General features: G+C 41.8%; 25 protein-coding genes. 9 read left to right on the top strand and 16 right to left on the bottom strand.

What is annotated here, in order from left to right:
- A partial coding sequence (locus FIB07_09880; protein NJD53162.1) for an IS256 family transposase occupies positions 1-457 on the top strand: 457 nt, incomplete at its 5' end.
- A 72-nt stretch (positions 458-529) separates the two neighbouring features.
- Here FIB07_09880 and FIB07_09875 read toward each other — a convergent pair.
- Both FIB07_09875 and FIB07_09870 read right to left on the bottom strand, forming a co-directional pair.
- Positions 530-2,182, bottom strand: a complete 1,653-nt coding sequence (locus tag FIB07_09875; protein ID NJD53161.1) for a thiamine pyrophosphate-binding protein — start codon at positions 2,180-2,182, stop codon at positions 530-532.
- Positions 2,183-2,218: 36 nt separating this feature from the next.
- Positions 2,219-2,758 carry a DUF531 domain-containing protein gene (locus FIB07_09870; GenBank protein NJD53160.1) on the bottom strand — a complete coding sequence of 180 codons (540 nt, stop codon included), beginning with the start codon at positions 2,756-2,758 and terminating at the stop codon, positions 2,219-2,221.
- Positions 2,759-2,915: 157 nt separating this feature from the next.
- On the opposite strand from FIB07_09870, the gene FIB07_09865 reads away from it, so the two are divergent.
- Positions 2,916-3,806: a fructose-1,6-bisphosphatase gene (locus tag FIB07_09865; GenBank protein NJD53159.1), complete on the top strand. Its 891-nt coding sequence runs from the start codon at positions 2,916-2,918 to the stop codon at positions 3,804-3,806.
- A 23-nt stretch (positions 3,807-3,829) separates the two neighbouring features.
- Here the strand turns inward: FIB07_09865 and FIB07_09860 are convergent, their stop codons facing one another.
- Positions 3,830-4,411 carry a uracil-DNA glycosylase gene (locus tag FIB07_09860; GenBank protein ID NJD53158.1) on the bottom strand — a complete coding sequence of 194 codons (582 nt, stop codon included), beginning with the start codon at positions 4,409-4,411 and terminating at the stop codon, positions 3,830-3,832.
- Between the two features lie 120 nt (positions 4,412-4,531).
- Between FIB07_09860 and FIB07_09855 the strand changes: the two genes are divergently transcribed.
- Both FIB07_09855 and polX read left to right on the top strand, forming a co-directional pair.
- Positions 4,532-5,161: a hypothetical protein gene (locus tag FIB07_09855; protein ID NJD53157.1), complete on the top strand. Its 630-nt coding sequence runs from the start codon at positions 4,532-4,534 to the stop codon at positions 5,159-5,161.
- Positions 5,162-5,164: 3 nt separating this feature from the next.
- Complete coding sequence (gene polX, locus FIB07_09850; protein NJD53156.1) at positions 5,165-6,922, top strand: DNA polymerase/3'-5' exonuclease PolX; 1,758 nt, start codon at positions 5,165-5,167, stop codon at positions 6,920-6,922.
- A 41-nt stretch (positions 6,923-6,963) separates the two neighbouring features.
- Here polX and FIB07_09845 read toward each other — a convergent pair whose 3' ends face one another.
- The 3 genes from FIB07_09845 to FIB07_09835 form a co-directional block, all read right to left on the bottom strand.
- Positions 6,964-7,944, bottom strand: coding sequence for a zinc-binding dehydrogenase (locus FIB07_09845; protein NJD53155.1), 981 nt, complete (start codon positions 7,942-7,944; stop codon positions 6,964-6,966).
- A gap of 111 nt (positions 7,945-8,055) precedes the next feature.
- Positions 8,056-8,838, bottom strand: a complete 783-nt coding sequence (lsrF, locus tag FIB07_09840; protein ID NJD53154.1) for a 3-hydroxy-5-phosphonooxypentane-2,4-dione thiolase — start codon at positions 8,836-8,838, stop codon at positions 8,056-8,058.
- 23 nt (positions 8,839-8,861) lie between these two features.
- Entirely contained in the window at positions 8,862-9,071 is a 210-nt protein-coding gene (locus FIB07_09835) for a hypothetical protein (protein NJD53153.1), read from the bottom strand.
- Positions 9,072-9,134: 63 nt separating this feature from the next.
- Between FIB07_09835 and FIB07_09830 the strand changes: the two genes are divergently transcribed.
- Positions 9,135-9,338, top strand: coding sequence for a hypothetical protein (locus FIB07_09830; GenBank protein ID NJD53152.1), 204 nt, complete (start codon positions 9,135-9,137; stop codon positions 9,336-9,338).
- 266 nt (positions 9,339-9,604) lie between these two features.
- Here FIB07_09830 and FIB07_09825 read toward each other — a convergent pair whose 3' ends face one another.
- A complete protein-coding gene (locus tag FIB07_09825; GenBank protein NJD53151.1) occupies positions 9,605-10,168 on the bottom strand; it encodes a hypothetical protein in 564 nt (187 codons plus the stop codon).
- Positions 10,169-10,901: 733 nt separating this feature from the next.
- Here FIB07_09825 and FIB07_09820 point away from each other — a divergent pair.
- Positions 10,902-11,270, top strand: coding sequence for a GxxExxY protein (locus tag FIB07_09820; GenBank protein NJD53150.1), 369 nt, complete (start codon positions 10,902-10,904; stop codon positions 11,268-11,270).
- A 443-nt stretch (positions 11,271-11,713) separates the two neighbouring features.
- Here the strand turns inward: FIB07_09820 and FIB07_09815 are convergent, their stop codons facing one another.
- Positions 11,714-11,905, bottom strand: coding sequence for a hypothetical protein (locus FIB07_09815; GenBank protein NJD53149.1), 192 nt, complete (start codon positions 11,903-11,905; stop codon positions 11,714-11,716).
- A 146-nt stretch (positions 11,906-12,051) separates the two neighbouring features.
- On the opposite strand from FIB07_09815, the gene FIB07_09810 reads away from it, so the two are divergent.
- The 3 genes from FIB07_09810 to FIB07_09800 all read left to right on the top strand — a co-directional run bounded on the left by FIB07_09810 (position 12,052) and on the right by FIB07_09800 (position 12,774).
- On the top strand, positions 12,052-12,213 hold the full coding sequence (locus FIB07_09810; protein ID NJD53148.1) for a DUF2080 family transposase-associated protein: 162 nt from the start codon (positions 12,052-12,054) through the stop codon (positions 12,211-12,213).
- A gap of 106 nt (positions 12,214-12,319) precedes the next feature.
- A complete protein-coding gene (locus FIB07_09805; GenBank protein NJD53147.1) occupies positions 12,320-12,544 on the top strand; it encodes a type II toxin-antitoxin system HicB family antitoxin in 225 nt (74 codons plus the stop codon).
- Positions 12,541-12,774: an addiction module toxin, HicA family gene (locus FIB07_09800; GenBank protein NJD53146.1), complete on the top strand. Its 234-nt coding sequence runs from the start codon at positions 12,541-12,543 to the stop codon at positions 12,772-12,774. The genes FIB07_09805 and FIB07_09800 overlap by 4 nt, the downstream gene beginning before the upstream one ends.
- Before the next feature lie 673 nt (positions 12,775-13,447).
- Here the strand turns inward: FIB07_09800 and FIB07_09795 are convergent.
- The 8 genes from FIB07_09795 to FIB07_09760 all read right to left on the bottom strand — a co-directional run bounded on the left by FIB07_09795 (position 13,448) and on the right by FIB07_09760 (position 21,146).
- A complete protein-coding gene (locus FIB07_09795) occupies positions 13,448-14,131 on the bottom strand; it encodes a fibronectin type III domain-containing protein (GenBank protein ID NJD53145.1) in 684 nt (227 codons plus the stop codon).
- Positions 14,132-14,521: 390 nt separating this feature from the next.
- Positions 14,522-15,379 (bottom strand): DMT family transporter, encoded by an 858-nt coding sequence (locus tag FIB07_09790; protein ID NJD53144.1) that lies wholly within the window; start codon positions 15,377-15,379, stop codon positions 14,522-14,524.
- Positions 15,380-15,883: 504 nt separating this feature from the next.
- Complete coding sequence (locus FIB07_09785) at positions 15,884-16,810, bottom strand: methanogenesis marker 7 protein (protein ID NJD53143.1); 927 nt, start codon at positions 16,808-16,810, stop codon at positions 15,884-15,886.
- Entirely contained in the window at positions 16,803-17,408 is a 606-nt protein-coding gene (locus FIB07_09780) for a methanogenesis marker 17 protein (GenBank protein ID NJD53142.1), read from the bottom strand. Before FIB07_09780 ends, FIB07_09785 begins: the two co-directional genes overlap by 8 nt.
- 6 nt (positions 17,409-17,414) lie before the next feature.
- The gene (locus FIB07_09775) at positions 17,415-18,659 is read right to left on the bottom strand and encodes a methanogenesis marker 15 protein (GenBank protein ID NJD53141.1); all 1,245 of its coding nucleotides are present in this window, start codon (positions 18,657-18,659) and stop codon (positions 17,415-17,417) included.
- 92 nt (positions 18,660-18,751) lie between these two features.
- Positions 18,752-19,204, bottom strand: a complete 453-nt coding sequence (locus FIB07_09770; GenBank protein NJD53140.1) for a methanogenesis marker 5 protein — start codon at positions 19,202-19,204, stop codon at positions 18,752-18,754.
- Positions 19,201-19,629: a methanogenesis marker 6 protein gene (locus FIB07_09765; GenBank protein NJD53139.1), complete on the bottom strand. Its 429-nt coding sequence runs from the start codon at positions 19,627-19,629 to the stop codon at positions 19,201-19,203. The genes FIB07_09770 and FIB07_09765 overlap by 4 nt, the downstream gene beginning before the upstream one ends.
- Positions 19,629-21,146: a methanogenesis marker 3 protein gene (locus FIB07_09760; GenBank protein NJD53138.1), complete on the bottom strand. Its 1,518-nt coding sequence runs from the start codon at positions 21,144-21,146 to the stop codon at positions 19,629-19,631. Before FIB07_09760 ends, FIB07_09765 begins: the two co-directional genes overlap by 1 nt.
- Between the last annotated feature and the right edge of the window lie 32 nt (positions 21,147-21,178).

Raw genomic sequence — 21,178 nt, 5'->3', positions numbered from 1 at the left:
GAAATGCATTGTTAATCTGATAAGGAATAGTACAAGATTTGTCAATTACAAGGACAGAAAACCTTTTTGTGCAGATATGAGGGTAATTTATACTGCTGCTAACGAAGAAGCTGGATCGGCTGCTCTTGATAGGTTTGAGGAAAAATGGGGCGGCAAATACTCTTATGCAATCAAAAGCTGGAGAGCAAACTGGGAAAGTTTGTCAACGTTCTTTAAATATCCTCCTGAGATCAGGCGGCTTATTTATACTACCAATCCCATAGAGAATTTCAACAGGCGTATAAGGAAAATCACCAAGAACAAAGGTTCATTCCCAACGGATGATTCCCTTTTCAAAATACTGTACCTGATTGTTATGGATGCAGCTGAGAAATGGACAATGCCTATTCAGTCCTGGGGTATTATCTTGAATCAACTTCAGGTGTATTTCGGTGAACGAATGGATGCATATATATAAATATGAAAAATGTAAATTGTTATAGGAAGTTTCAGCAAATTATGTTACACTCCCGTTCTTACGCTCTCCCCATTACGTCTTTGCGCTGATAACAGGCATTGCCATCTTCACTTTATCGATCACAACATCAACAATAGAAGGTCTTGTCGATGAAAATGCCTGCTCAATAGCACTGTCAAGCTCTTCCGGGCGCTCTACCCTGAAACCGTCTCCCCCGCATGATATTGCATAATCAGCAAAGTTGGGGTTAATAAATTCAATCCCGAATGCCTTATACCCATACATCTCCTGCTCCTTTTTTATATTCTTTAACATTCCATCGTTAAATATTATCACTTTAACGGGTAATTTGTTAAAAACCGCAGTTGTAAAATCCGCCATCAACATGGAAAATCCACCATCACCTGTAATGCAGATGACCTGCCTGCCAGGATAAATAAGCTGGCCTGCCATGCTTGCTGGAAAAGCAAAAGCCATGCTTCCCATATTTGAGGAGAATAACGTTTGTTCACCATCACACAAATATCTTTTATAAAACCAGTAGGTATGATCTCCACTGTCTACAGTTATGAGAGCATCTTTCTTCGCGTGTTTTTTTATTGCCTGGATTACATAACCAGGAGAAACTGGCATTGAGGTATCCATAGCATCTTTTTTGATATCATCCAGATGTTCTTCCTTTAGTTTTCCTATATGTTCAAAGTATTCTTTATCCGGGATTTTCATACTCACTTTTTTCTCAAGTTCTCCCAGAGCAAGCTTTGCATCCCCTTCCATACCCACTTTTACAGGGAAACTTTTACCAAGATGCACGCCGTTGATATCTATCTGGATTACAGGAATACCATGCAACAGGTTCTTTTCCCTGAAACTTGAACCCGCGATAATGACCAGGTCTGATTTTGTTATGGCCTGTGCAGCGCATAGCGTCCCAAGAGACCCAAGAACACCAACTGCAAGGGGATGTGTCTCAGGGATCACTCCTTTTGCTCGTGAAGTTGTGGCTATGGGGGAATTGATCTTTTCGGCTAATATTATGGCCTCTTCCCTTGCATACCTTGCTCCCCAGCCAATAAAAAGAAGCGGTCTCTTGCTTTTGTTGATCATGGCAGATGCGGATTTGATGTCCCCGTCTGACGGAACAATACCAGTTTTAAAAATATGCTCATCCGGCAGCCATATCTTATCGCTTATATTTTCAGAAAGAATATCAGTAGGCAGGCTTAACATCGCTGCGCCCCTGCGGGAATATGCATTCTTAAGCGCCATGATCGTGGCCCTGACCGCCTGTTTTGGCTTTGCTATAGTCTCATGATATACTGTAAAAGGAGCAAATATTTCGATCTCGTCTATTTCCTGGAGATGCTCACTTCCAAGCAGCACTTGTGATATCTGACCCACAAGTGCAAGTGCAGGTGCTCCATCTGATGTGGCATCCACAAGACCTGTGATCATGTTTGTTGCACCCGGACCTGCGATAGATAAACAGGCAGCCACTTCCCCGGTGAGCTTTCCGTACGCTCCTGCCATAAAAGCCGCTGTCCCCTCATGTCTTGTGAGAATGAATCTGATATTGTCCTGCTTCCTGATAGATTCCACAAGCGGGAGATTCGAATCTCCGGGGATACCAAAAACAAATTTTACACCTGTAGCTGCAAGTTGTTCGATTATCTTATCAGCTACTGTTGTTAAAATTTGTGCTTTTTCAACTTTATTTTCTTTCACTCTGTTTCCCCCATTTCAAACATTGGGAATGAAAGATTATATACTTTGTCTTGATATTCCTGCCAGATGCCCTGAAATAATGGCAGGAACAGCCCCTATCGCAGTACAGGTTTCAAGTGATACGCCTTTTGAAGTAATATCCAGATGATATTGCACCATCTCAAATAGACCCGGCGGAAGTCCTTTATGCCCTAAACCTATAAGGAAAAGGAATGATTTTTTCCTGGTTATTTGTTCAACAAGCGCAGGGAGAGCTATCTCTTTTTTCTTATCAGGGCGTGAAGTTGTTACGACAGGGGAGCCAAACTGCGGCTGGAATCCTTTTTCAGGCAGGTCAAATACGAAAAACCTGCCATTGCCAAAAAGCTCTGCCAGATATTTTCCAGAGCCGCCAATAGTTGTTTTGTCTTTTACGAAATTCACAAGTTCTTCTGAATTCATCCTGAAAGGGAAATCAAACAGCGCCAGGTTGAATCCGAAAGCATAAGCGACAGGCGCTGCCCTGGCGATGCTGCGGTAATGAGCCTCATGGATCTTTATTTTATCATAGGTATTCACAATTCCAAGCGTCAGCATACCCGATTATAATGTAAGGGAATATGATAAAATTAAGGGGTATTAGCCACAGAGCGAATCCATACGTTAAACGATTGACCACGATTCAAAAGAGAAGAACGATAACTATTTAGTTTCCTGTTACTTAATCAGAATAAACAAAAATGAGAGTGTGAGCATGAACCTTAAAGATTTTCTTTCCCGGAATAACACTGATCCGAAATTATCGGAATTAATACTTTTTTTTGCCGAGAATGGACAGACAATAAAGAGTGGATTCCTGAAAAGCCAGAATAAAGCTGGCACGCATAATATATATGGTGAAGAGCAAATGGCTCTTGATAAATGGGCTGATGATGTCCTTATAAACGGATTGAAGAGATCAAGGCTGGTTCGCTATATTGCAACAGAAGAGCAGCCCGGGATCATTGAAATCGATAATCCGAAAAACCAGTTCGGTGCTGTCATTGATCCTCTTGACGGTTCTTCACTGATCGATGTGAATCTTGCCGTGGGGACAATTATAGGTATTTATCCCGGAACTGTTCTTGATATGGGTAAAAACATGATCGCTGCTATGTATATTCTATATGGTCCCCTAACAACTCTTACTTTTACAACAGGAAATGGTGTACATGATTTCGTAATGGATGAAAAAGGCGAATTCCACCTGACAGCAGAAAATATTAAGATGCCTGATGGGAAAATATATGCGCCAGGGGCTCTTCGCAAGGATTATCTGCCAGCGCATTCAAAATTCATTTCAAGCCTTGAGAATGATGGTTATAAACTGCGGTTCAGCGGCTCTTTTGTTGCTGACATGCACCAGATACTCCACAAGGGCGGCGTATTCACATATCCTGGCATTAAAGAAAAAGAAAAAGGAAAGCTGAGGCTGCTTTTTGAAGCAAATCCCATGGGGAAGATCATTTCAGAAGCAGGTGGTGCGGTAAGTAACGGGAAAATGGATATCCTCTCAATCAAGCCAGATGTTATTGATTACATAACCCCTGTATATGCGGGCGGAAAAAAGGAGATAGGTTTGATTGAAAAATATATGTGCGAATAGCATTAAAAGAGCCGATGTGCATCTTATTTTTCAAGTTCCTCCTTTATCTTCTGAAAATCCTCTTCCAGGCCTGACCTGTATGCAGGATTGTAGAGAACTGCGGCAGGATGGAATGTAGGTATTATAATGACAGGCAGGCCAAGAAGTTTCTCTTTATAGGCCCGTCCTCTAACTGCGGTCAATCCCTTGACCTCTACGTTCAACTTTGAAAGAATATACCTTGTTGAATGCTTTCCCATCGTTGCTATAACACCGGGCCTTATTACCTGTATCTGCCTGTCAAGATATGCAGTGCATGCCCCGACCTCGTCAGTTTTTGGCTCCCTGTTCTGTGGGGGCCTGTGCTTGACGATATTACTGATATAGACCTCTTCCCTCCTGAGATTGATGCCTGAGATAAGCCTGTCCAGGAGCTTTCCCGCGCTTCCAACAAAAGGTCTTCCTGCCATATCCTCCCTGTATCCCGGCGCCTCGCCTATCAGCATCAGGGAGGCTTCAAGGCTTCCCTCTCCGGGAACAGGGTTTCTTGCGTACTGCCAGAGGCGGCATTTCCTGCAGACCTGCACCTCACTAACTATCTCGTCCATAAGTTCCTGCTTTGACATGATCCTCAAATTCCCGCTGTTAATTAAAAGAGGTACTGCAATCCACTTTAAGATTTCTACAGGCTAATGGGACAAAAAAGGATCGTACTTTAATCAGATACTTACGATTAGCATGGTTTTATTTATACAGAGTTAAGATATATACCTGGTGAGAGTGTGAAGTACATTGAGCTTGTTGGCCTCTACGAAGCAATAGGAGCAACAACGAAGCGCCTTGAGATTACACGCTATATCGTAGATTTTTTAAAAAAGACCCCCGGCAGGGTGATAGATAAGATCGTTTATCTTACGCAGGGCAAGCTTTACCCGGATTTTGCCGGGGTAGATATGGGGATAGCTGAGAAAACAGCCCTGAAGGCACTATCTGCAGCTACAGGGCTTTCTCTGGAGAAAGTAGAGGGAGAACTGAGGAGCAGAGGTGATGTAGGTACTGCTGCAGAGAGGCTCCTTGTGACAAACAGGCAGGTGACACTTTCTGAAAAGGAGCTTATGGTACAGGATGTCTATGATGCTCTTGATAAGATTGCAAGAACAACCGGGGCGGGAAGTGTGGACGCCAAAGTAAAAGCCCTCTCCGGGCTGCTTATGGACGCAAAGCCCGTAGAAGCCAAGTATATTATGCGTACGGTTACAGGAAAAATGAGGTTGGGCATAGCAGATATGACTATTCTTGAAGCCCTTGCCCAGGCATATGCAGGGAAGGAATGCTATAACCGCAGGCGAAAATACGGGAACGCAGGGAGATATTGAAAAATGAAGAACCAGGAAATAGCTAGAATATTGTATGAAATCGCCGAATATTTGGAGATGGAAGGCGTGGCTTTCAAGCCCCGGGCATATAGAAAAGCCGGTCTGGGACTCGATACGCTGGATCGTGGTGTAGAGGATTTATATAAGGAGGAAGGGTTTAAAGGATTAAAAAAAATTCCCGGAGTGGGCGAAAGCATCGCACAAAAAATCGAAGAATATCTCAAGACAGGCCAAATAAAATATTATGAGGATTTTAAAAAGAAAATACCAGTTAGCGTTGAAGCCCTGACCGCTGTGGAAGGCGTGGGGCCAAGAAAAGTTAAGGTAATCTTCGAAGAATTGGGCATCAAAAACCTGGATGAGCTGGAGAAGGCGGCGGAAGAAGGAAAAATAAGGAAATTACCCGGTTTCGGGGAAAAAACAGAAAAAAATATCCTGGAAGGTATTGCGTTCCTGAAAAGAGAGAAGGGCAGATTTCTCCTGGGAGAGATCTTGCCCACAGCCAGGGAAGTATTTGCGAGACTTAAAGAATCGAAAGAAGTAGAAGAGTTATCTATGGCCGGTTCGGTAAGGAGGATGAAAGATACTATCGGCGATCTGGATTTTTTGGCCATTTCGGAAAATCCCCGGAAAGTAATGGATCTTTTTGTTTCCTTGCCTGGCATAGTCAGGGTATGGGGAAAGGGCGATACCAAAACATCAGTGCGTATGCTCCAGGGATTCGATATGGATATCAGGGTTATTCCCAAAAAGAGCTACGGCTCAGCCTTGCAGTATTTTACCGGCTCTAAAGAACATAACATACTTTTGCGCAAGATCGCCATTGAAAAAGGATTAAAGTTAAACGAATACGGCGTTTTTAAAGGGAAAGAGATGGTGGCAGGAGAAGATGAGGAAGAGGTCTACAGGGTTTTGGGCATGAGCTGGATGGCGCCGGAATTACGGGAAAATACGGGAGAAATCGAAGCAGCAATTCGCGAGGCTCAAGGCAAGCCCGATGGTCTGCCGAAACTTATTGGTTATAATGATCTCAAAGGAGATTTGCATTATCATTCGCGGTGGCAGGAAAGCGATGGCACCCCGATTGAAGAAGCAGCGCTGGCTGCCAGGGATTTTGGCTACGAGTATATCGGCATTTCCGAGCATACCAGGGCTTTGAAGATAGAACATGGTTTAGACGAGAAACAATTGCTTCACCATATTTCTGAAATAGAGAAAATTAATTCTCATCCTGGCCAGGGGTCTGGCGGACAATCAGAATTCAGGGTATTGAGCGGCTGCGAGGCCAACATTATGCAGGATGGATCAATCGATATAGAGGATAAAGTTTTAGCCAGACTCGATTACGTGATTGCTGGTGTCCATTCCCAATTCAAGATGCCAGTGGAAAAGATGACAGAGCGGATTATCAGGGCAATGGAAAATCCCCATGTGGACATCATTTCCCATCCCACCGGAAGGCTGATCAAGAAGCGCGAAGAATACCAGATCGATGTGGAAAAAATCCTGGAGGCGGCAAGAGAAACGAAAACCGCCCTGGAAATAAATTCCTATCCGGAGCGGCTGGACATGAAGGATGTCTACATTAAAAAGGCAAAGGAAGAAGGGGTGAAGATGGTTATCAATACGGATTCCCACGACCCTTCCCAGTTACATTACATAGAATACGGCATTTCCCAGGCGCGCCGCGGCTGGGCTGAAAAAGAAGATATTATCAACTGCTGGCCAGTAGAGAAATTGCTAAAGTTTTTTAATGAATAAGGAAATGATTTCCGACCCAACGTAATCTTTACTAATAAATCTCATTCAGGCACAACAATAACCTTCAATGATTCCCTTGCCTGCCCTGCAATCTTAAATCCCTTCTGGATATCTCCCAGCTTTACCCTGTCAGTTATCATATCCCTGACATTGATCTTCTTATCCCTGATCAATGAAAGCGCCTCTTCAAGATCAACAGGCGCTGCGCCATAGCTGGATACAATGCTCAATTCATTTCTCCAGAAATCTTCAACAGGGATTGAAAGATTCTTATTCGGGATAGCAAAGAGCATTATTACTCCTTTCTTATCAATGTACCTGAACGCTGCTTCAAAAGCAGGCATTGCTCCGGTACACATGATTATCCTGTCAGCTTTCAGGTCCAGCTCTTCACTTGCGTTAAAAACTTCATCCGCTCCGAATTTGCCCGCCTTTTCCAGCCTGTAATCATTGATATCCGTCGCCATGACCCTTGCATTTTTTAATTTTGCCATGGCAATATTCAGCAGCCCCGAAATCCCGGAACCCATGACAAGAACAGTCTGGCCATCTTTCACATCAATTATTCTCTGTGCCCTTACGACACATGCAAGAGGCTCGATCATCGTGCCTTCCTCATAAGAGATACTGGCAGGAAGAAGGTAAGTTCCGCTCTTGACATTGATTTCCGGAACCCTTACAAATTCGCTGAATCCGCCGGGATCGTAATTACCTTTATGCAACGTTTCACAGGCCGTATGATTTCCGGCAAGGCAATACCTGCATTCGTTGCAAGGGACATGATGGCTTACAAAAACCCTCTGGCCGACTTTGAATTTATCAGACTTTGATTCAACTATTTCGCCTGTCATCTCATGGCCAAGTACACGAGGGGCTTTCTTGATACGGTACCATTCCATCAGGTCTGTCCCGCAAATGCCTGAGGCTTTGACCTTTACAAGTATCTCACCGTTTTTTATTTCAGGTTTTGGTCTTTCTTCAATCCTGATATCGTTATTGTTGTAATATACTGCGGTTTTCATAATTTTAAATCATCTAAAATAGAACACAGATGACACGGATCAAACGGATTTTCACGGATATTCCTGATCCGTGTTTATCCGTGTCATCCGTGTTCTATGTCCAGGCATAATTTACTTCTTTGATTGTTCATAAATATCGTAAGCCTCATCCACCGACTTACCACCGTGGACTATCGCCCTTACCGCCTGTATCATACCCACAGGGCTGTCACTCTGGAAAATATTCCTTCCCATATCAACACCAACTGCGCCATCTGATATTGCCCCATGTGCCATTTTCAGGGCATCTATTTCAGGCAGCTTCTTTCCGCCTGCTATTACAACAGGTACTTTCCCGCATGCTTCAACTACTTTATCGAAACCCTCAGTATAATATGTTTTTATGATATGCGCACCCGTTTCAACGCAGATCCTTGAAGCAAGGCCAAGGTAGCGCGCATCACGAACCATTTCTTTCCCGACAGCAGTTACTGCAAGCACAGGGATGCCGTATTTTTCACCGTCATCAACAAGCTTTGAAAGATTTTCTATTGTCTTTCTTTCATATTCCCCGCCCACATATACGGAGCATGTGATCGCTGATGCATTTATCCTTATCGCATCTTCTATGCCCGTTGTTATGGTCTCATTGGATAATTCCTTCAGGATGCTCTGCCCGCCGGAAACACGTAAAATTATCGGAATATCCACAATTGGCTCGATCCAGTTCCTGATTGCACCCCTTGTTATCATCAAAGCATCGGCATAAGGCAGTAACGGTTCAACTGTTCTTCCCAGGTTGGAAAGCCCGGTCGTCGGGCCCTGGAAATAACCGTGATCAACAGCAAGCATTACGCAACGCCCTGTTTTGGGCTTGATTATCCGTGAAATCCTGTTCTTCATTCCCCAGTTCATTTTAAATTACCTCCTATTTATTATTATTCAGGCCTGATGAGCAAATAACCTTTTTCGATCAGCCAGTGATGGAATTCATAGGTCGTATGCAGGCAGTTTTCCTTGCATATTTCCCTCAGGTCATTATAATCTTCAGTGTCCTGCTCTTTCTTATTCATCATCGTCTGTATGGGACATCCGATGTCATTGCAGTATTCTCTTCGTTTATACTCAGTATATCCTTTGATAGGCACAATCACAAAGCAGTCTCTGGATACTTAATAGTTTCGGAAGCCTGCGAAAGACATGGTGGTAATTTGAACAGAAAAGAGTTGCGTCATGACAGGCATACCGTATCACTGCTGACGGATCATATGGTGTTTGCTCCCAAATACAGGGGAAAGATACTGACTGGAGATGTTGCTATGATTACAGAGGGTATAATCTGTACAACCTGCAAAGAAATGGATACACAAGATAAACATCATGCAAAACCGACTACTACCGGCTTTGTACGTTAAGTCCGGTGTTTAGTGACTGCATCCATGCTCGTTATTATGCTCACGGAAGGCAATGGGCAGACAGAACTCTTCCCAAAATGTTAAAAGCTCGGCGCTTATAGGCAAGATGTATTCTGAGAACGATTTGCATGAACTCAGGATATAGTCTTGGAAATGATATGTTTGCTGGAGTAAGAAATTAAGAGTACTATCTCAAATATACAAGCTTAAGTTGCTACTAAACAGGCGTAGTACAACCTTTTCCACCACAATACTTGTGTCCTTACTCAGCAACAAACTATTACTCCGTCATACTTTTCTTGGGCCTTAGTCGTTTCTCTCTTTTCCACCACGGTGCCATTATCCAAATCAATATCTATATATATGATTATTTCTCCCTGAGTGAAAGTAACCACCGCAATCTTTTGATCACCTTTTGCAGTAGATTTAATCTCTCCAAAAGAAGAGACACTGACTTCACAAGCATCACACAATTTATCATTTCTTAACGAAATTTGAGCGGCTTTCTCAGCAAAATTTTTCTGCTCATCGTTAAGAATGAAATTATACTGAGATATAAGAATAATAATCGCTAAACCAATCGTCCCCACTGCAAATTCCACAAATTTGCCATTAAATATAGAATATTTTATATTTTTATAATCACTATATGAAAATACAAGGACTAATAGAATAAGGAATAATATATAAACTAACATAAAATTAAAATCAAAATAAAACCCTAATACAAAAGTAGCGATTAAACTTAAGGTAACAAAAACCATCCAACCATACTTCAGTATCTTAAATAGTATACCAAATATAGATTTACCTTTTAAGCTAAGATTCATAGCGCATTAGAAAAACTAATCTTTATTAATATAAATCTTTGCTAAGCTACTTCAAATTAATTCGGGGGTCGTTGACTTCGTGCCCTGAAGCGATAGGAAGAAAGTTTAACAAACAGGACAATAAAATATGTAACGGCACTTGTCCACCGGGGTTAAAATCCCGCTGCGCAGGTCTGCTCTTGCGTGAAGAGAACAGGAAGCGCGACGCTGCGAAGCGTGGTGCGGAGTCCCCAAGTATCGTAAACCACAACTCTTAGCAGCAAGTAAGCCAGAAGTGGCCTTATCGCAATATAACGCCCCGAGTCACGATTGCAGAAAAGGAGCACAATCGATAAAATAGATTAAGTAGTTTGAAATTAAATTGTGATATCATGACAAATATAGAAAAAGTCTATAAATTTGATTACGCTGATGTTCTAATATGGTTGGGGATCGCTATTATTGTTTTATGGATGATAGCTAAGATTATTGGATTAATACCTTGACCGTTACGTGGTATGATTTGGTTCCTGTTTTTGGTGTTGTAGTAACAATTGTAGGTATTGGTTTTAAGGCGGGTCACCCGCATTTCGCACTTGATTAGATAAATATATGATTTATCTATGAAATATGAGCCTGACAAAATTACTATCTGGATTTTAAAAGAAAATTGCATTTATTCAGACAGGATTAACAGGATCGACAGGATTTAGTCATTGTGTTTTTCCAATCTAATTCATCAGGAGAAAATTAAATGGAATTTAAAGACGTTACTGAAAAAATCATTGGATGTGCTTATAAAGTATATAATACGATGGGATATGGTTTTCTTGAATCAGTTTACGAAAAATGTTTGCTTATTGAATTAAAGAAGGCGGGTTTGAAATCAGAATACCAAAAACAGATTATCGTAAACTATGAAGGTGAAGTTGTAGGGAATTTTATTGCAGATATATTTGTTGAAGAGTTGATTATTCTTGAGCTAAAATCTGTAAAAAATCTGGCCAAAGCTCATGAAGTCCAATTGGTAAATTATCTAGTAGCAACCGGAAAGAATGTTGGATTATTAATAAATTTTGGAGAAGATAAAGTTGAGATAAAAAGGAAAGTGAGAGAGTTATAATATGAATAATTGTATTTATTTAGAATGGATTGTCAGGATAAGTCGCTAAAATCGTATCCTGTCGATCCTGTTAATCCTGTCAAATGACGTGGTCGTGATAGTTATGGATTGGAAGAAAAAATCTAATTATGATAAAATAATGTGCGAAATATGGAGTCAATTACCCAAAAGCTGAATCATGTTATCGGTGAGGTGGGCGAACTCAAAACAGAAATGCATGAGGTCAAAACAGATATACGAAGGATTAACGATGTGGACAAACGCATTTCTATTCTTGAAAATACAACAAAATCCAAAAAGCAATAAAGTGACAAATCATAAAACGATAAATCACAAAGCGACACCACTATTATCGATTCGCAAAGATTTGTATATACGAATGCGGATGACGCTGATTACACGGATTTGCACGGATGATCCGTGTTGGGGGCTGTGGGACAAAATTAACCGGGGTACAGGTTCATCAAATTATGCCAGACACCCGTAGAGGTTAATGCTGTGCTAATACGATCATCTCTTTTTTGTGCTACTTTCCAACCAAACCACCTTTTATCCGCCGAAAATCCGGATTCAGAATTGTTTCGTAAATAATATTGTCCCAGATAGGTCATTGTATCATTCACGAACTCTTCCATAGTATCCTTCCATTTCCATGATCCCTTCAATGTTGCATTTTTTTAGGAATGACATAGACCTTTGCCTTCCCGAATCTCTTCACTTCGAATCATATGCCTATAATGAACCAATAAGTATTTAAGTGTTTACATGTATATACTCAACTATGAGAGAAATTAAGGCAATTTCACATGGAAAAATTATAATAAAGGACGATGTTGAAGAAATATATGAGAAAAGAATAACACCTTATGGAAATGGAGCTAAAATCGACGCTCAGAAGAAATTCATTGGAAAAAGAGTATATGTAATTGTATTAAAGGACTGATTTTTGTCATATTATGGGTCATTTAACAATTTTGTCCCACAGCCAGTAGATATGTAATCATTAAATACTTTCCAAATCAAGTAGACTTGAAAGGAGAAAATCATCTATGGAAAAATATACCCTCCCCGTAGTAATAGAAAAAGACGAAAATGGCTATTTTGCAATGTGCCCAGCTTTGCAGGGCTGTTACTCTCAGGGGGATACTTATGAGGAAGCTCTCGAAAATATAAAAGACGCTATCCGCTTGCACATAGAAGATATCCTCGAAAGTGGCGAGGTAATTGAAAAGATCAACTCTTTCAGCCTTGTTGCCCTTGAAGTAACAGCATGAGCGAAAAGCTGCCAAGGGTAACTGCGAATGAGATGATTAAAATAGTTGAAATGTTGGGATTTCGTTTCTCAAGGCAATCAGGGAGTCATAAAATCTATAAAAATAAAGAAGGGAACAGAGTAACTATTGCATACCATAGCGGAAAAATCCTGCATCCGAAAGTTGTTAAGAGTATATTGGTTGATGCTGGATTATCCGTGGATGAATTTAAGAAGATGTTGAAAAAGTAGAAACAATATCCTGCCTATTTCGTACTGATTTTATGTCCCCCCTTCCGATTGGCAAAAACCAAAACAATTAGTAAACGAGGAAAAACTCATGCACCAGCGTCGTGATGCCTCGTTTTAAAAACGAGGTCTTTGACGCGTGCCTTGAAGCACAGGAAAGAAAGAGTAACAAGGACAATAAAATATGTAACGGCACTTGTCCACCAGGTTTAAATTCCCGCTGCGCAGGTCTGCTCCTGCGTAAAGAGAACGGGAAGTGCGACGCTGCGAAGCATTGTGCTGAGTTCCCAAGTATCGTAGACCACATCCCTGAACAGCAAGTAAGCCAGAAATGGCCTTATCGCAATATAACGCATCGAGTCACGGCGGGAGAGGGTATCTCAATTCATGACGACTGTTAATGCCTCCATTAATCTTTTTGGGTAGCGTGATGATGCCTGGATATTCATTTTCATAAAGATTGCAGAAAAGGTGCACAACCGATAAAATAGATTAAGTAGTTTGAAATTAAATTGTGATATCATGACTAAAACAGAAATGCGCGAGGTCAAAACAGATATATGAAGGATTGACGACCTGGACAAACACATTTCTATTGTCGAAAATCACTGTCAAGAAACCCTGCCCTTGGTGACAGCTTGCGTAGCAATACCCCAACTAAAAACTGGCAAATCCACTATATAATTTTGATGGTTTCATTTATTGTATCAACCATTGGTTGTCCCACTTCAGGCGACAGTACTCCTGCGTTAATCATATAATTTGCGTTATCGATAAAAGCTTGAAGATGTTTTATTACTGTACCAATGTTATCCTTGTCCAATTGATAGATTGTAGCCAGTTCTTTAATCAAGGTATCGCCTTGTTTTTGACTCAGTACATTCGTAGAGACAAGATTATTTACCTTATTAATGACTGATTCGGTTGATTCCACTACTGAAAGCGTTCTAACTCCAACCACAGGACCATTACCACAGTTGTCCAATGCACTACATGCTTCAACACTAAATCGGTACCATGTATTAACTTTTAATCCTGTAACTTTGTATGTATGTAAATCCCCCGAAACCGTAGCCAGCAGAAATGTGTCTTTGTATATCCTATAATCAGTGACACCAGCTTGACCCTGAGCTGGTGCCCAACTCAAATTAAGGCTTATAAGTCCTACATATAGGACTTGCAGGTCGCTAATAACAGGAGTAATCATGTTGATTGGTTGAATGGTTTGTTCCTCAGATGTAATTTGAGCAGGAAATCCCATCTCTAATATCGCTATTAATCCTAAGACGGTGAACCCCATAAAAGCTATACCAGTAGGATACAGATGTGTTAGATGTATCCTGCCGAAAATATTTTTCATTTTCAATTCCACCTTTTAGATTCACTTAATAAATGATGCTCGGTTAGACAGATACTAATTAAAACTATTTATATTTATCTAAATGGCTAAATAATAATTGTAATCATAATTATTGTAGGTGGGGAGCAAATCTGTGAGGTGGAAAAACATTGTCTTTCGGTTTACGAAGCTTTAAGTGAGGGATAAATCCATGAGTAATCTTGCTTATGAAGGCTTCATGCAAACTAGGAAAATGGAATACAGTAAAAATGAAAAATATTTTAATTTTTATCTCCGCTTAGCCATGCTGTTATAAATATAAATGTAATGTCCGATTCGAAGAATTTACCCGCCATGAAGGTTTATCCTGAGAAAAATTTAATAAATTATATTGGTTATAGACAACAATTTTTAAAATATCACCCATATACCGGCAATGGTTGCAGTCATACCTAGGACAAGTTCAAGAGTTATCTTCTCTTTTAATGTTAAAAGCGCTATCAAGCTTGAAAGAAATGGCGTAATCGCACCGAGACTTGTGGCTTTTGCTGCTCCTATAGTGGTTAAACTTACGAAGAAAAAGTAGCTTCCGAATCCCATGCCAACAATGCCGCCAATCCCGAATAGGATGTAAGCCTCTTTTTTGAATTTAAAGATGGTCGTAATCCCCTGATTCATAGAATAAGCTATATATAACAGGGCAAGTGGAACAGGCATGCTTATAAGTACCGACTGGAACGGGTCAACATCGTTTAAACCAGTTTTCGTGGCCACAACGGAAAAAGCGTATAGAAATGCGGCAAGCACAGCAAATGAAACCCCGAGTTTGATGTTCTTCTCTTTTCCTGAGTTATGCCCTTTGCTCAATATCCATACCCCGATGACTATTAAAACAGTCCCTATGATAGCTGATGGGTGAATTTTCTCGTTAAGGAGCAGTGAGCTTAAAAGAATAGTAAGCAACGGAAAAGTGAAAAGGATAGGTATGAACCGGGATACAGAGATATTTTCAAGACCTTTCATGTATGCCATACCGCCAAGAATGAGTCTTAGCAGGCCACCAAGGTTAAGGAATAAAAACCCTGTGAAAGTAAAATTAAACCGTCCTCCACGAAAGAATAGATATAGTATCAGGATAAAAAGCATGGCAAAAAATGTGCGTATGAGCACAGCCGGTATTGCCCCCGCTCCTATGCCTTTCTTATAGAATACGGCTGCTACAGACCAGCAGAATGCTGCCGCCAATGCATAAAGTTCACCTGTGAACATCAGTGTATATAGGGATGCAAGGGATATATTTTTATTCGGACTACACAATTTTCATTTATGAATCTGACCTCGCCAGTTCCACAAGTAAAATTTGTTCCCTTTCACAATTTAACAGATAAACTTTTAAAATTCTAATTTACGTTTGCGCATATCTGCTCCTGCGTAAAGAGAACGGAAGTGCGACGCTGCGAAGCATTGTGCTGAGTTCCCAAGTATCGTAGACCACATCCCTGAACAGCAAGTAAGCCAGAAGTGGCCTTATCGCAATATAACGCCCCGAAAGAGATCTATTAATATCATCCCTGAGGTGGAGTTAACACCCAACTCGTTTCAGGATAAATGAACTCACCTGAAGGGGCAAAGGTAGCCGAAGTATAACCTGGGAAAGCAGGAGCAATGCGTTAAGAGGGGTCGGAAGAACCCATAGTAGCGATGAAGACGCACGGCTTGACGAGAAGAGGGGTTGAAAGACCTCTCTTTTACTCTACGAAAATAATCCCCTTTTCATATACTAAACCCAGTCTCACTCTTGGGAAGCGCCTTTATCAATATAAAGTTCCTCATCTTCGAAGGTAAAACCCGCGCCACTTCCTTCATGGTCACACCTTCCACGAATTTGATATCCTCTATTTGCTCATGATATTCCTCGTAAGGCAGTTTGACCCTCACCCCATTCATCTGCAAGGTTATGGGTAATGGATGCAGGTTGTCAACTATTTCGGGGATATTCTCCTCTATCTCTTTCTTGATACGGGGCGGCGCAACAGACAGCGGATCTTTGGCGATTTCCACCCTGACATCATCAAGCACCTTTCCGATAACCTGGGACAGTTTATCAAGAGTCCTGAGTTCCTCTGCATGCCGCAGGTGGTGAAGTATCCTGCCGAAGCTTCCTATATATGCTGTGGCATTGGGTACATCTTCTGTCTTAAGTTCAGGCGCGCCTGTGACTACGATAGGGATTTCAATACCTTCATACAGTTTCTTTGATTTTTCGATTATGCAATGCTCATAATTCCCAAGGATGAAAACTGCCACATCATGTTCATTGATAAGGTCGCGCTCAAAGGCCGTGAGCTGGCAGATCCTTTTTCCCACGCCCCTGGCAAGACCTACCATATTTGTCTTTGCGCCCTGTTTCCTGAGGAACTCTGCTACATCACAATCAAGGTGGGGAAGATGATGATAAGCAAGGGTCGGTGCAACTGTTGCTATTTCGCTGCCGGTAAGAGGCGCTCTTGTAAGCTTTCCCAGAAGTTCCTTTGACTTTATTTCTACAATTGAGATGTCATTTATCGGGACAAGCATCAAAAGCACAACTTCGGATTGCATGATGTTCTTTTGCAGGATGTATCCGCCAAGGTCTTCCACAAGTTCGATGAGCTGGCTGTGCTTATACGCACCTCCGACATACATCATGGGTTCAAGCATTATCTTCCCCCCTCAGTGAAGCAAGGATTTCCTGTCCTTTTGCCAGCCATTCGGGTTTAAGCGTATCTTCTGAAGCTACAAAAAGAACATGGGTAGTTGAAAGCTCATGTTTTCGCACCCTGAATCCTTCCGGTATAATGCGAAGCGCTATTGCATCAATAAGCCGGTCAAGAACTTCCTGCTGCGGTTCTTCAACAACTAATTCACGAAGCATATCCAGGTCCTTTATCGGATCGGTCTTTACAATTATGACTTTCCTGTCCGGCTGTTCAATATTTTCCTTCCCGTATTTTGCCCAGAGTTTATTTAATAATTTTATGGTGAACATTTCCTTTTCAACTTCTATTTTCACCTCGTCTTTGCCAAGAGCGCCCATATCGACTTTTGCAAAATCCTTGATTTTTATTGACGGCGAACCGAGCCTGAGGAGTGCCGCAAAAATAAAAACAGGTTCAACAGGATCCATATAAACTTTCAATCTTCCGATAACTCTTGAGAGTGCCAGGTCGGAAATTGTATCCAGTATGAGACTGCGTGTGGTCTTAGCCCCCGTTGCATCCGGGCATTCCACGGTAAATGTCTCAAGTTGTTCCATCATTTCCTCTTATTTATTTATGAATCCTGAAGCAAGCAGCGCCGCGCCAACCGCTCCTATATACTGGGCGTTGGGAGGAACTATGACTTTTACTTTTAGCAGTTCCTCAACCGCTTTTGGCAACCCTTCGATCAGGGCCGTGCCGCCAACCATTATTACTGGTTCTTTGACATCCACTTCCTGTAACTGCTGCTCGAATAATTGCTCGGCAACACTGTGGCATGCTGCCGCTGCGACATCCTCTGGTGTGGAACCCCCGGCAAGTGAATTAACAAGGGACTGGATGCCGAAAACAATACAATAACTGTTCATTTTTACATTCGAGGCTTTTCCTTTTAATGCAAGAGACCCAAGCTCGGTTATGCTTACTCCGAGTCTTTTTGCAGTCATCTCAAGGAATCTTCCTGATGCCCCTGCGCAGATACCGCCCATAGTGAACATGCCAGGAATACCATCTGTTACTGATATGGCTTTATTATCCATACCGCCGATATCAAGAACAGTAGCTACCCCTTTTTGCTTATCAGCAAGATAGACCGCGCCTTTGGAGTTTACGGTGATCTCTTCCTGCATCAGGTCTGCTTTCAAATGCTCACCAATAAGGAACCGCCCATATCCTGTCGTTCCGAGCGCCTGTATATCGCTTCTGGTGATACTTGCTTCTTTCATCGCATTTTTGAAAGCTTCCTCAGCGCTCTCAATTACTTTTATTGTGGGCACCCAGCCTTTTCCAATGATCACATTGTCTTTCATTATAACTGCTTTCGTGGTCGTTGACCCCGAATCAATGCCCGCGGTCAGGCCGGTCTGCTTTTCTCTTGCAAGCAGGCTCTTTCTGCGTGCTGTGGTCGTGAGTGCTTCCATCCTGGTTAAAAGAGTTGCTGCTGTTGTCCTCTCAGTGAATGAGTAGCTTATGACCGGGATCCCGGTTTTCTCATGTATATAACGGCGCACTTCGCTTCTTACAATAGCCGCTTCCGCGCACCTGAAACACGTCGCAACAAAAACAGCATCAATATGTACTTTCCCGGTTACGATTGACTTTGCGCGCGCCATCATAAGCCGAAGGTCAGGACTTGCCACTTTCAGCCCGAATTCCTCTTCTATCGATTCGACATCGGCAATATCAATCTCAGGATAAACCATTACAGCATTGACCTGCTTTGCGGCTGAATCGATTTCATTCTGTATCCCGCTGTATTCTGCACCGCATGAGAGCTGGGCCACCCTCACAAGATTTTCAGTTGCCGTCATTTTTTTTAAAATATGCCCGATACCCGGATCGTTTTCTTTCTCCTTCCCGCATCCGGCACATGAAGTCCCGCTTATATTATCATTTTGTGCGCTCATTTCTTTTCCTCCGCAGGCTTGAGTGATTTCAGGAATTCGGAAATTTTATAAACGAATAATTTTGCATCCTCTTCAGTGCCAGGATAATCCAATTTCAATATCGGGATTTTTTTACCCCTCAACAGGAAATTGACAAGTTCATTTGTCCTTGCGCATCCCATACAGCCAAATGAAATAACCGGATCATTAACAACTATTGCTGCTTCTGCTTTCGAAAGAAGAGGATCTAAAAGCGACATACGTCCCCTTACTCCTGCCGGAACTTCGACAGCCGCATATTTTAACCCGAATTTAGGGTCTTCAGGAGTAATGTTCATGGGTGGAGAATCCAGTCCCTGGCTTCTGACTTTTTTCCCTATTTCCTGCATTATCGCAAGTGGCTCATGACCGAATCGTTCAACCAGGTCATAAAGAATGAGACTGTTTGTCGGGTAAATAAAAACCTTCATTTTGATACCTCTGTTTCTTTTATTATTGCTTTTAGTTTATCGATGTCAAGTTTTTTTGTTTGCTTCTTTGGGCCCGGGATCTCGCCCCTGTCAAGGGATTTTAAAGCATTTGCAATATGGGGCAATATCTTATCTTCAGTTTCAAGGTTGTGAAATCCCGGTCTTGCCCCGCCGCGCCTGGTAGCCCTGCAGCGAAAAGGTTCACCCGGCGCAAAGCCCCTCTCTTTTATGAAAATGCCGTATGGGTCTAATTTGCGAATGTTCGAAAGGAGCGGGTCCAGTACCGCGCGTTCCCCGGAAACCATAATACCAAAACAGGTTTCCTTTACCATGATATCATCTTTTGTTTCATAAAGCTTCATAGCAACATCGCTTGGGAGTAATTTTGATGAGTTTATCACGATCATTTTAGTTATTTTTTCCATTATGAAACCTCCCTTATGTAAATTATATCGTCTGCCTTCATACCTTTAAGGCGCTCAGGTTCCAGGACTTTTCCGATAATGTTAGTGCTTTCGAATTTTTCGCCGGTCGGACCATATTTATCATCATCGACAAGCTTTACACCTACCATACCATATCTTTTTGCAGCCTGGTTGGTGACACCGATCTCTCCTGCTTTTACCTTTCCTTTCGGTGTATTCTCGGGATTTATTTCTTTATACGTCTGTGCCTCCTTTTCCGGCCTGAAAAGGAAAGTATTTTCATATGTATATATTATGGGCAGGGGGCCCAGCGGCCTGTCCTTAAGACGCAGGGAATGCCTGAAGAAATCAAGGGTTATAGGCGCAAGATCATCGTAAAACTTTACATTGATTATTTTATCGGCTTTTACCCCCAGAGCTGTGACCCCGCCCTCTGCGATAATCCCTATTGTCGTATCAGGTACCTGTTCTACAACAATGGCATCATCACCTGTATAACCTCTCCTTTCAAGTTTCAAACCTCTTAAATTTAATACCTTTTCAGCATCCTTAAAAGTCATTCCCTGTACCATGACCCTCTCAGGATTTGCAACCACGCCAAGATTACTGCCCGGAGGAGCTATTTTAACTAATTCGATACCATGGGAAACATGCCCGACAACGCTATGTACCGGGCTTGAAGTCCGGTCTTCTTTGTAAATATATACACGTCCGTTCCCCTGCCCGTCTGTCCGGACTACCACTGATCCCTCGGAACGGGCATCCCAGTGTTCGTACGGGCATCCTTCTCCCTGGAGTGCATTATCAGAAATGAATGAATTTGAGAACGTACCCACATGAAACGTTTTTCTCCTTATCAATGCAAGGAAATGTTCAGCTCCCTCAGGAGATTCATTTATAAGATCAACATTAAAATAGGTAAAGATTTTCATTCCGTCTTCAAGTGGCGTATTTAGATCCTCTGTAGTTATTTTGTTAAGAAGCGTTTCCCATTTTATTACTGGTTCTATTTTTAATAAAGTATCGCCCTGCTTGAGGTTTGCTATGATATTTTTACCGCTTATCACCTTTCCAAGAACAGCACCTTTCGGACCGCCATAATCCGAAATATGTTTATCTTTTGCGATCATAAGGTAAGAATTTTTTTGATCATACCCGCCTGTTCCCAAAAAGATATCATAGCGGTTATATTTCTGCTCTGATCTTTCCACTGTAATGTCTGTTTCAAATGGGCCAAAAGCAATTGCATATCGTGATTCCCAGTGTGCTTTCAAATCTTTAAAAAAATGGGAAAATTTTGTCCATAACGTGGAATCTCCAAAAAGCTCAATCTTTAATTCGCCTTTTGTTGTGAGAATCTTATATTCTGAGGTTGCTTCTTCCTTTTTGCCGCTTGTTTTCAGGATACCTGTTGTTGTCCCCGGGATATAGAACGTTTTTGAAATTTCCAGGGCATTTTTCAGTAGCAGATCATCTTTTATCTCTAATTTTTGCCCGTTAATCTCTATTGAGATCACTTATCCTCCAGCTATTGGTATAATTCATTATT

It is taken from the genome of Candidatus Methanoperedens sp., assembly GCA_012026795.1.
Taxonomy (GTDB): Archaea; Halobacteriota; Methanosarcinia; order Methanosarcinales; family Methanoperedenaceae; genus Methanoperedens.
The sequence above is the reverse complement of the archived record's forward strand: the minus strand, read 5'-3'. Positions and strand labels throughout refer to the sequence as shown.

Coding starts and splice junctions, on each gene's coding strand:
- FIB07_09770 (NJD53140.1), bottom strand. CDS start 19,204: ATGAAGGTTTTTATTTACCCGACAAACAGTCTCATTCTTTATGACCTG.
- FIB07_09845 (NJD53155.1), bottom strand. CDS start 7,944: ATGAAAACCGCAGTATATTACAACAATAACGATATCAGGATTGAAGAA.
- FIB07_09785 (NJD53143.1), bottom strand. CDS start 16,810: ATGCTTGAACCCATGATGTATGTCGGAGGTGCGTATAAGCACAGCCAG.
- FIB07_09810 (NJD53148.1), top strand. CDS start 12,052: ATGAGAGAAATTAAGGCAATTTCACATGGAAAAATTATAATAAAGGAC.
- FIB07_09780 (NJD53142.1), bottom strand. CDS start 17,408: ATGATGGAACAACTTGAGACATTTACCGTGGAATGCCCGGATGCAACG.
- FIB07_09865 (NJD53159.1), top strand. CDS start 2,916: ATGAACCTTAAAGATTTTCTTTCCCGGAATAACACTGATCCGAAATTA.
- FIB07_09765 (NJD53139.1), bottom strand. CDS start 19,629: ATGGAAAAAATAACTAAAATGATCGTGATAAACTCATCAAAATTACTC.
- FIB07_09815 (NJD53149.1), bottom strand. CDS start 11,905: ATGGAAGAGTTCGTGAATGATACAATGACCTATCTGGGACAATATTAT.
- FIB07_09795 (NJD53145.1), bottom strand. CDS start 14,131: ATGAAAAATATTTTCGGCAGGATACATCTAACACATCTGTATCCTACT.
- FIB07_09860 (NJD53158.1), bottom strand. CDS start 4,411: ATGTCAAAGCAGGAACTTATGGACGAGATAGTTAGTGAGGTGCAGGTC.
- FIB07_09805 (NJD53147.1), top strand. CDS start 12,320: ATGGAAAAATATACCCTCCCCGTAGTAATAGAAAAAGACGAAAATGGC.
- FIB07_09820 (NJD53150.1), top strand. CDS start 10,902: ATGGAATTTAAAGACGTTACTGAAAAAATCATTGGATGTGCTTATAAA.
- polX (NJD53156.1), top strand. CDS start 5,165: ATGAAGAACCAGGAAATAGCTAGAATATTGTATGAAATCGCCGAATAT.
- lsrF (NJD53154.1), bottom strand. CDS start 8,838: ATGAACTGGGGAATGAAGAACAGGATTTCACGGATAATCAAGCCCAAA.
- FIB07_09775 (NJD53141.1), bottom strand. CDS start 18,659: ATGACGGCAACTGAAAATCTTGTGAGGGTGGCCCAGCTCTCATGCGGT.
- FIB07_09825 (NJD53151.1), bottom strand. CDS start 10,168: ATGAATCTTAGCTTAAAAGGTAAATCTATATTTGGTATACTATTTAAG.
- FIB07_09870 (NJD53160.1), bottom strand. CDS start 2,758: ATGCTGACGCTTGGAATTGTGAATACCTATGATAAAATAAAGATCCAT.
- FIB07_09800 (NJD53146.1), top strand. CDS start 12,541: ATGAGCGAAAAGCTGCCAAGGGTAACTGCGAATGAGATGATTAAAATA.
- FIB07_09790 (NJD53144.1), bottom strand. CDS start 15,379: ATGTTCACAGGTGAACTTTATGCATTGGCGGCAGCATTCTGCTGGTCT.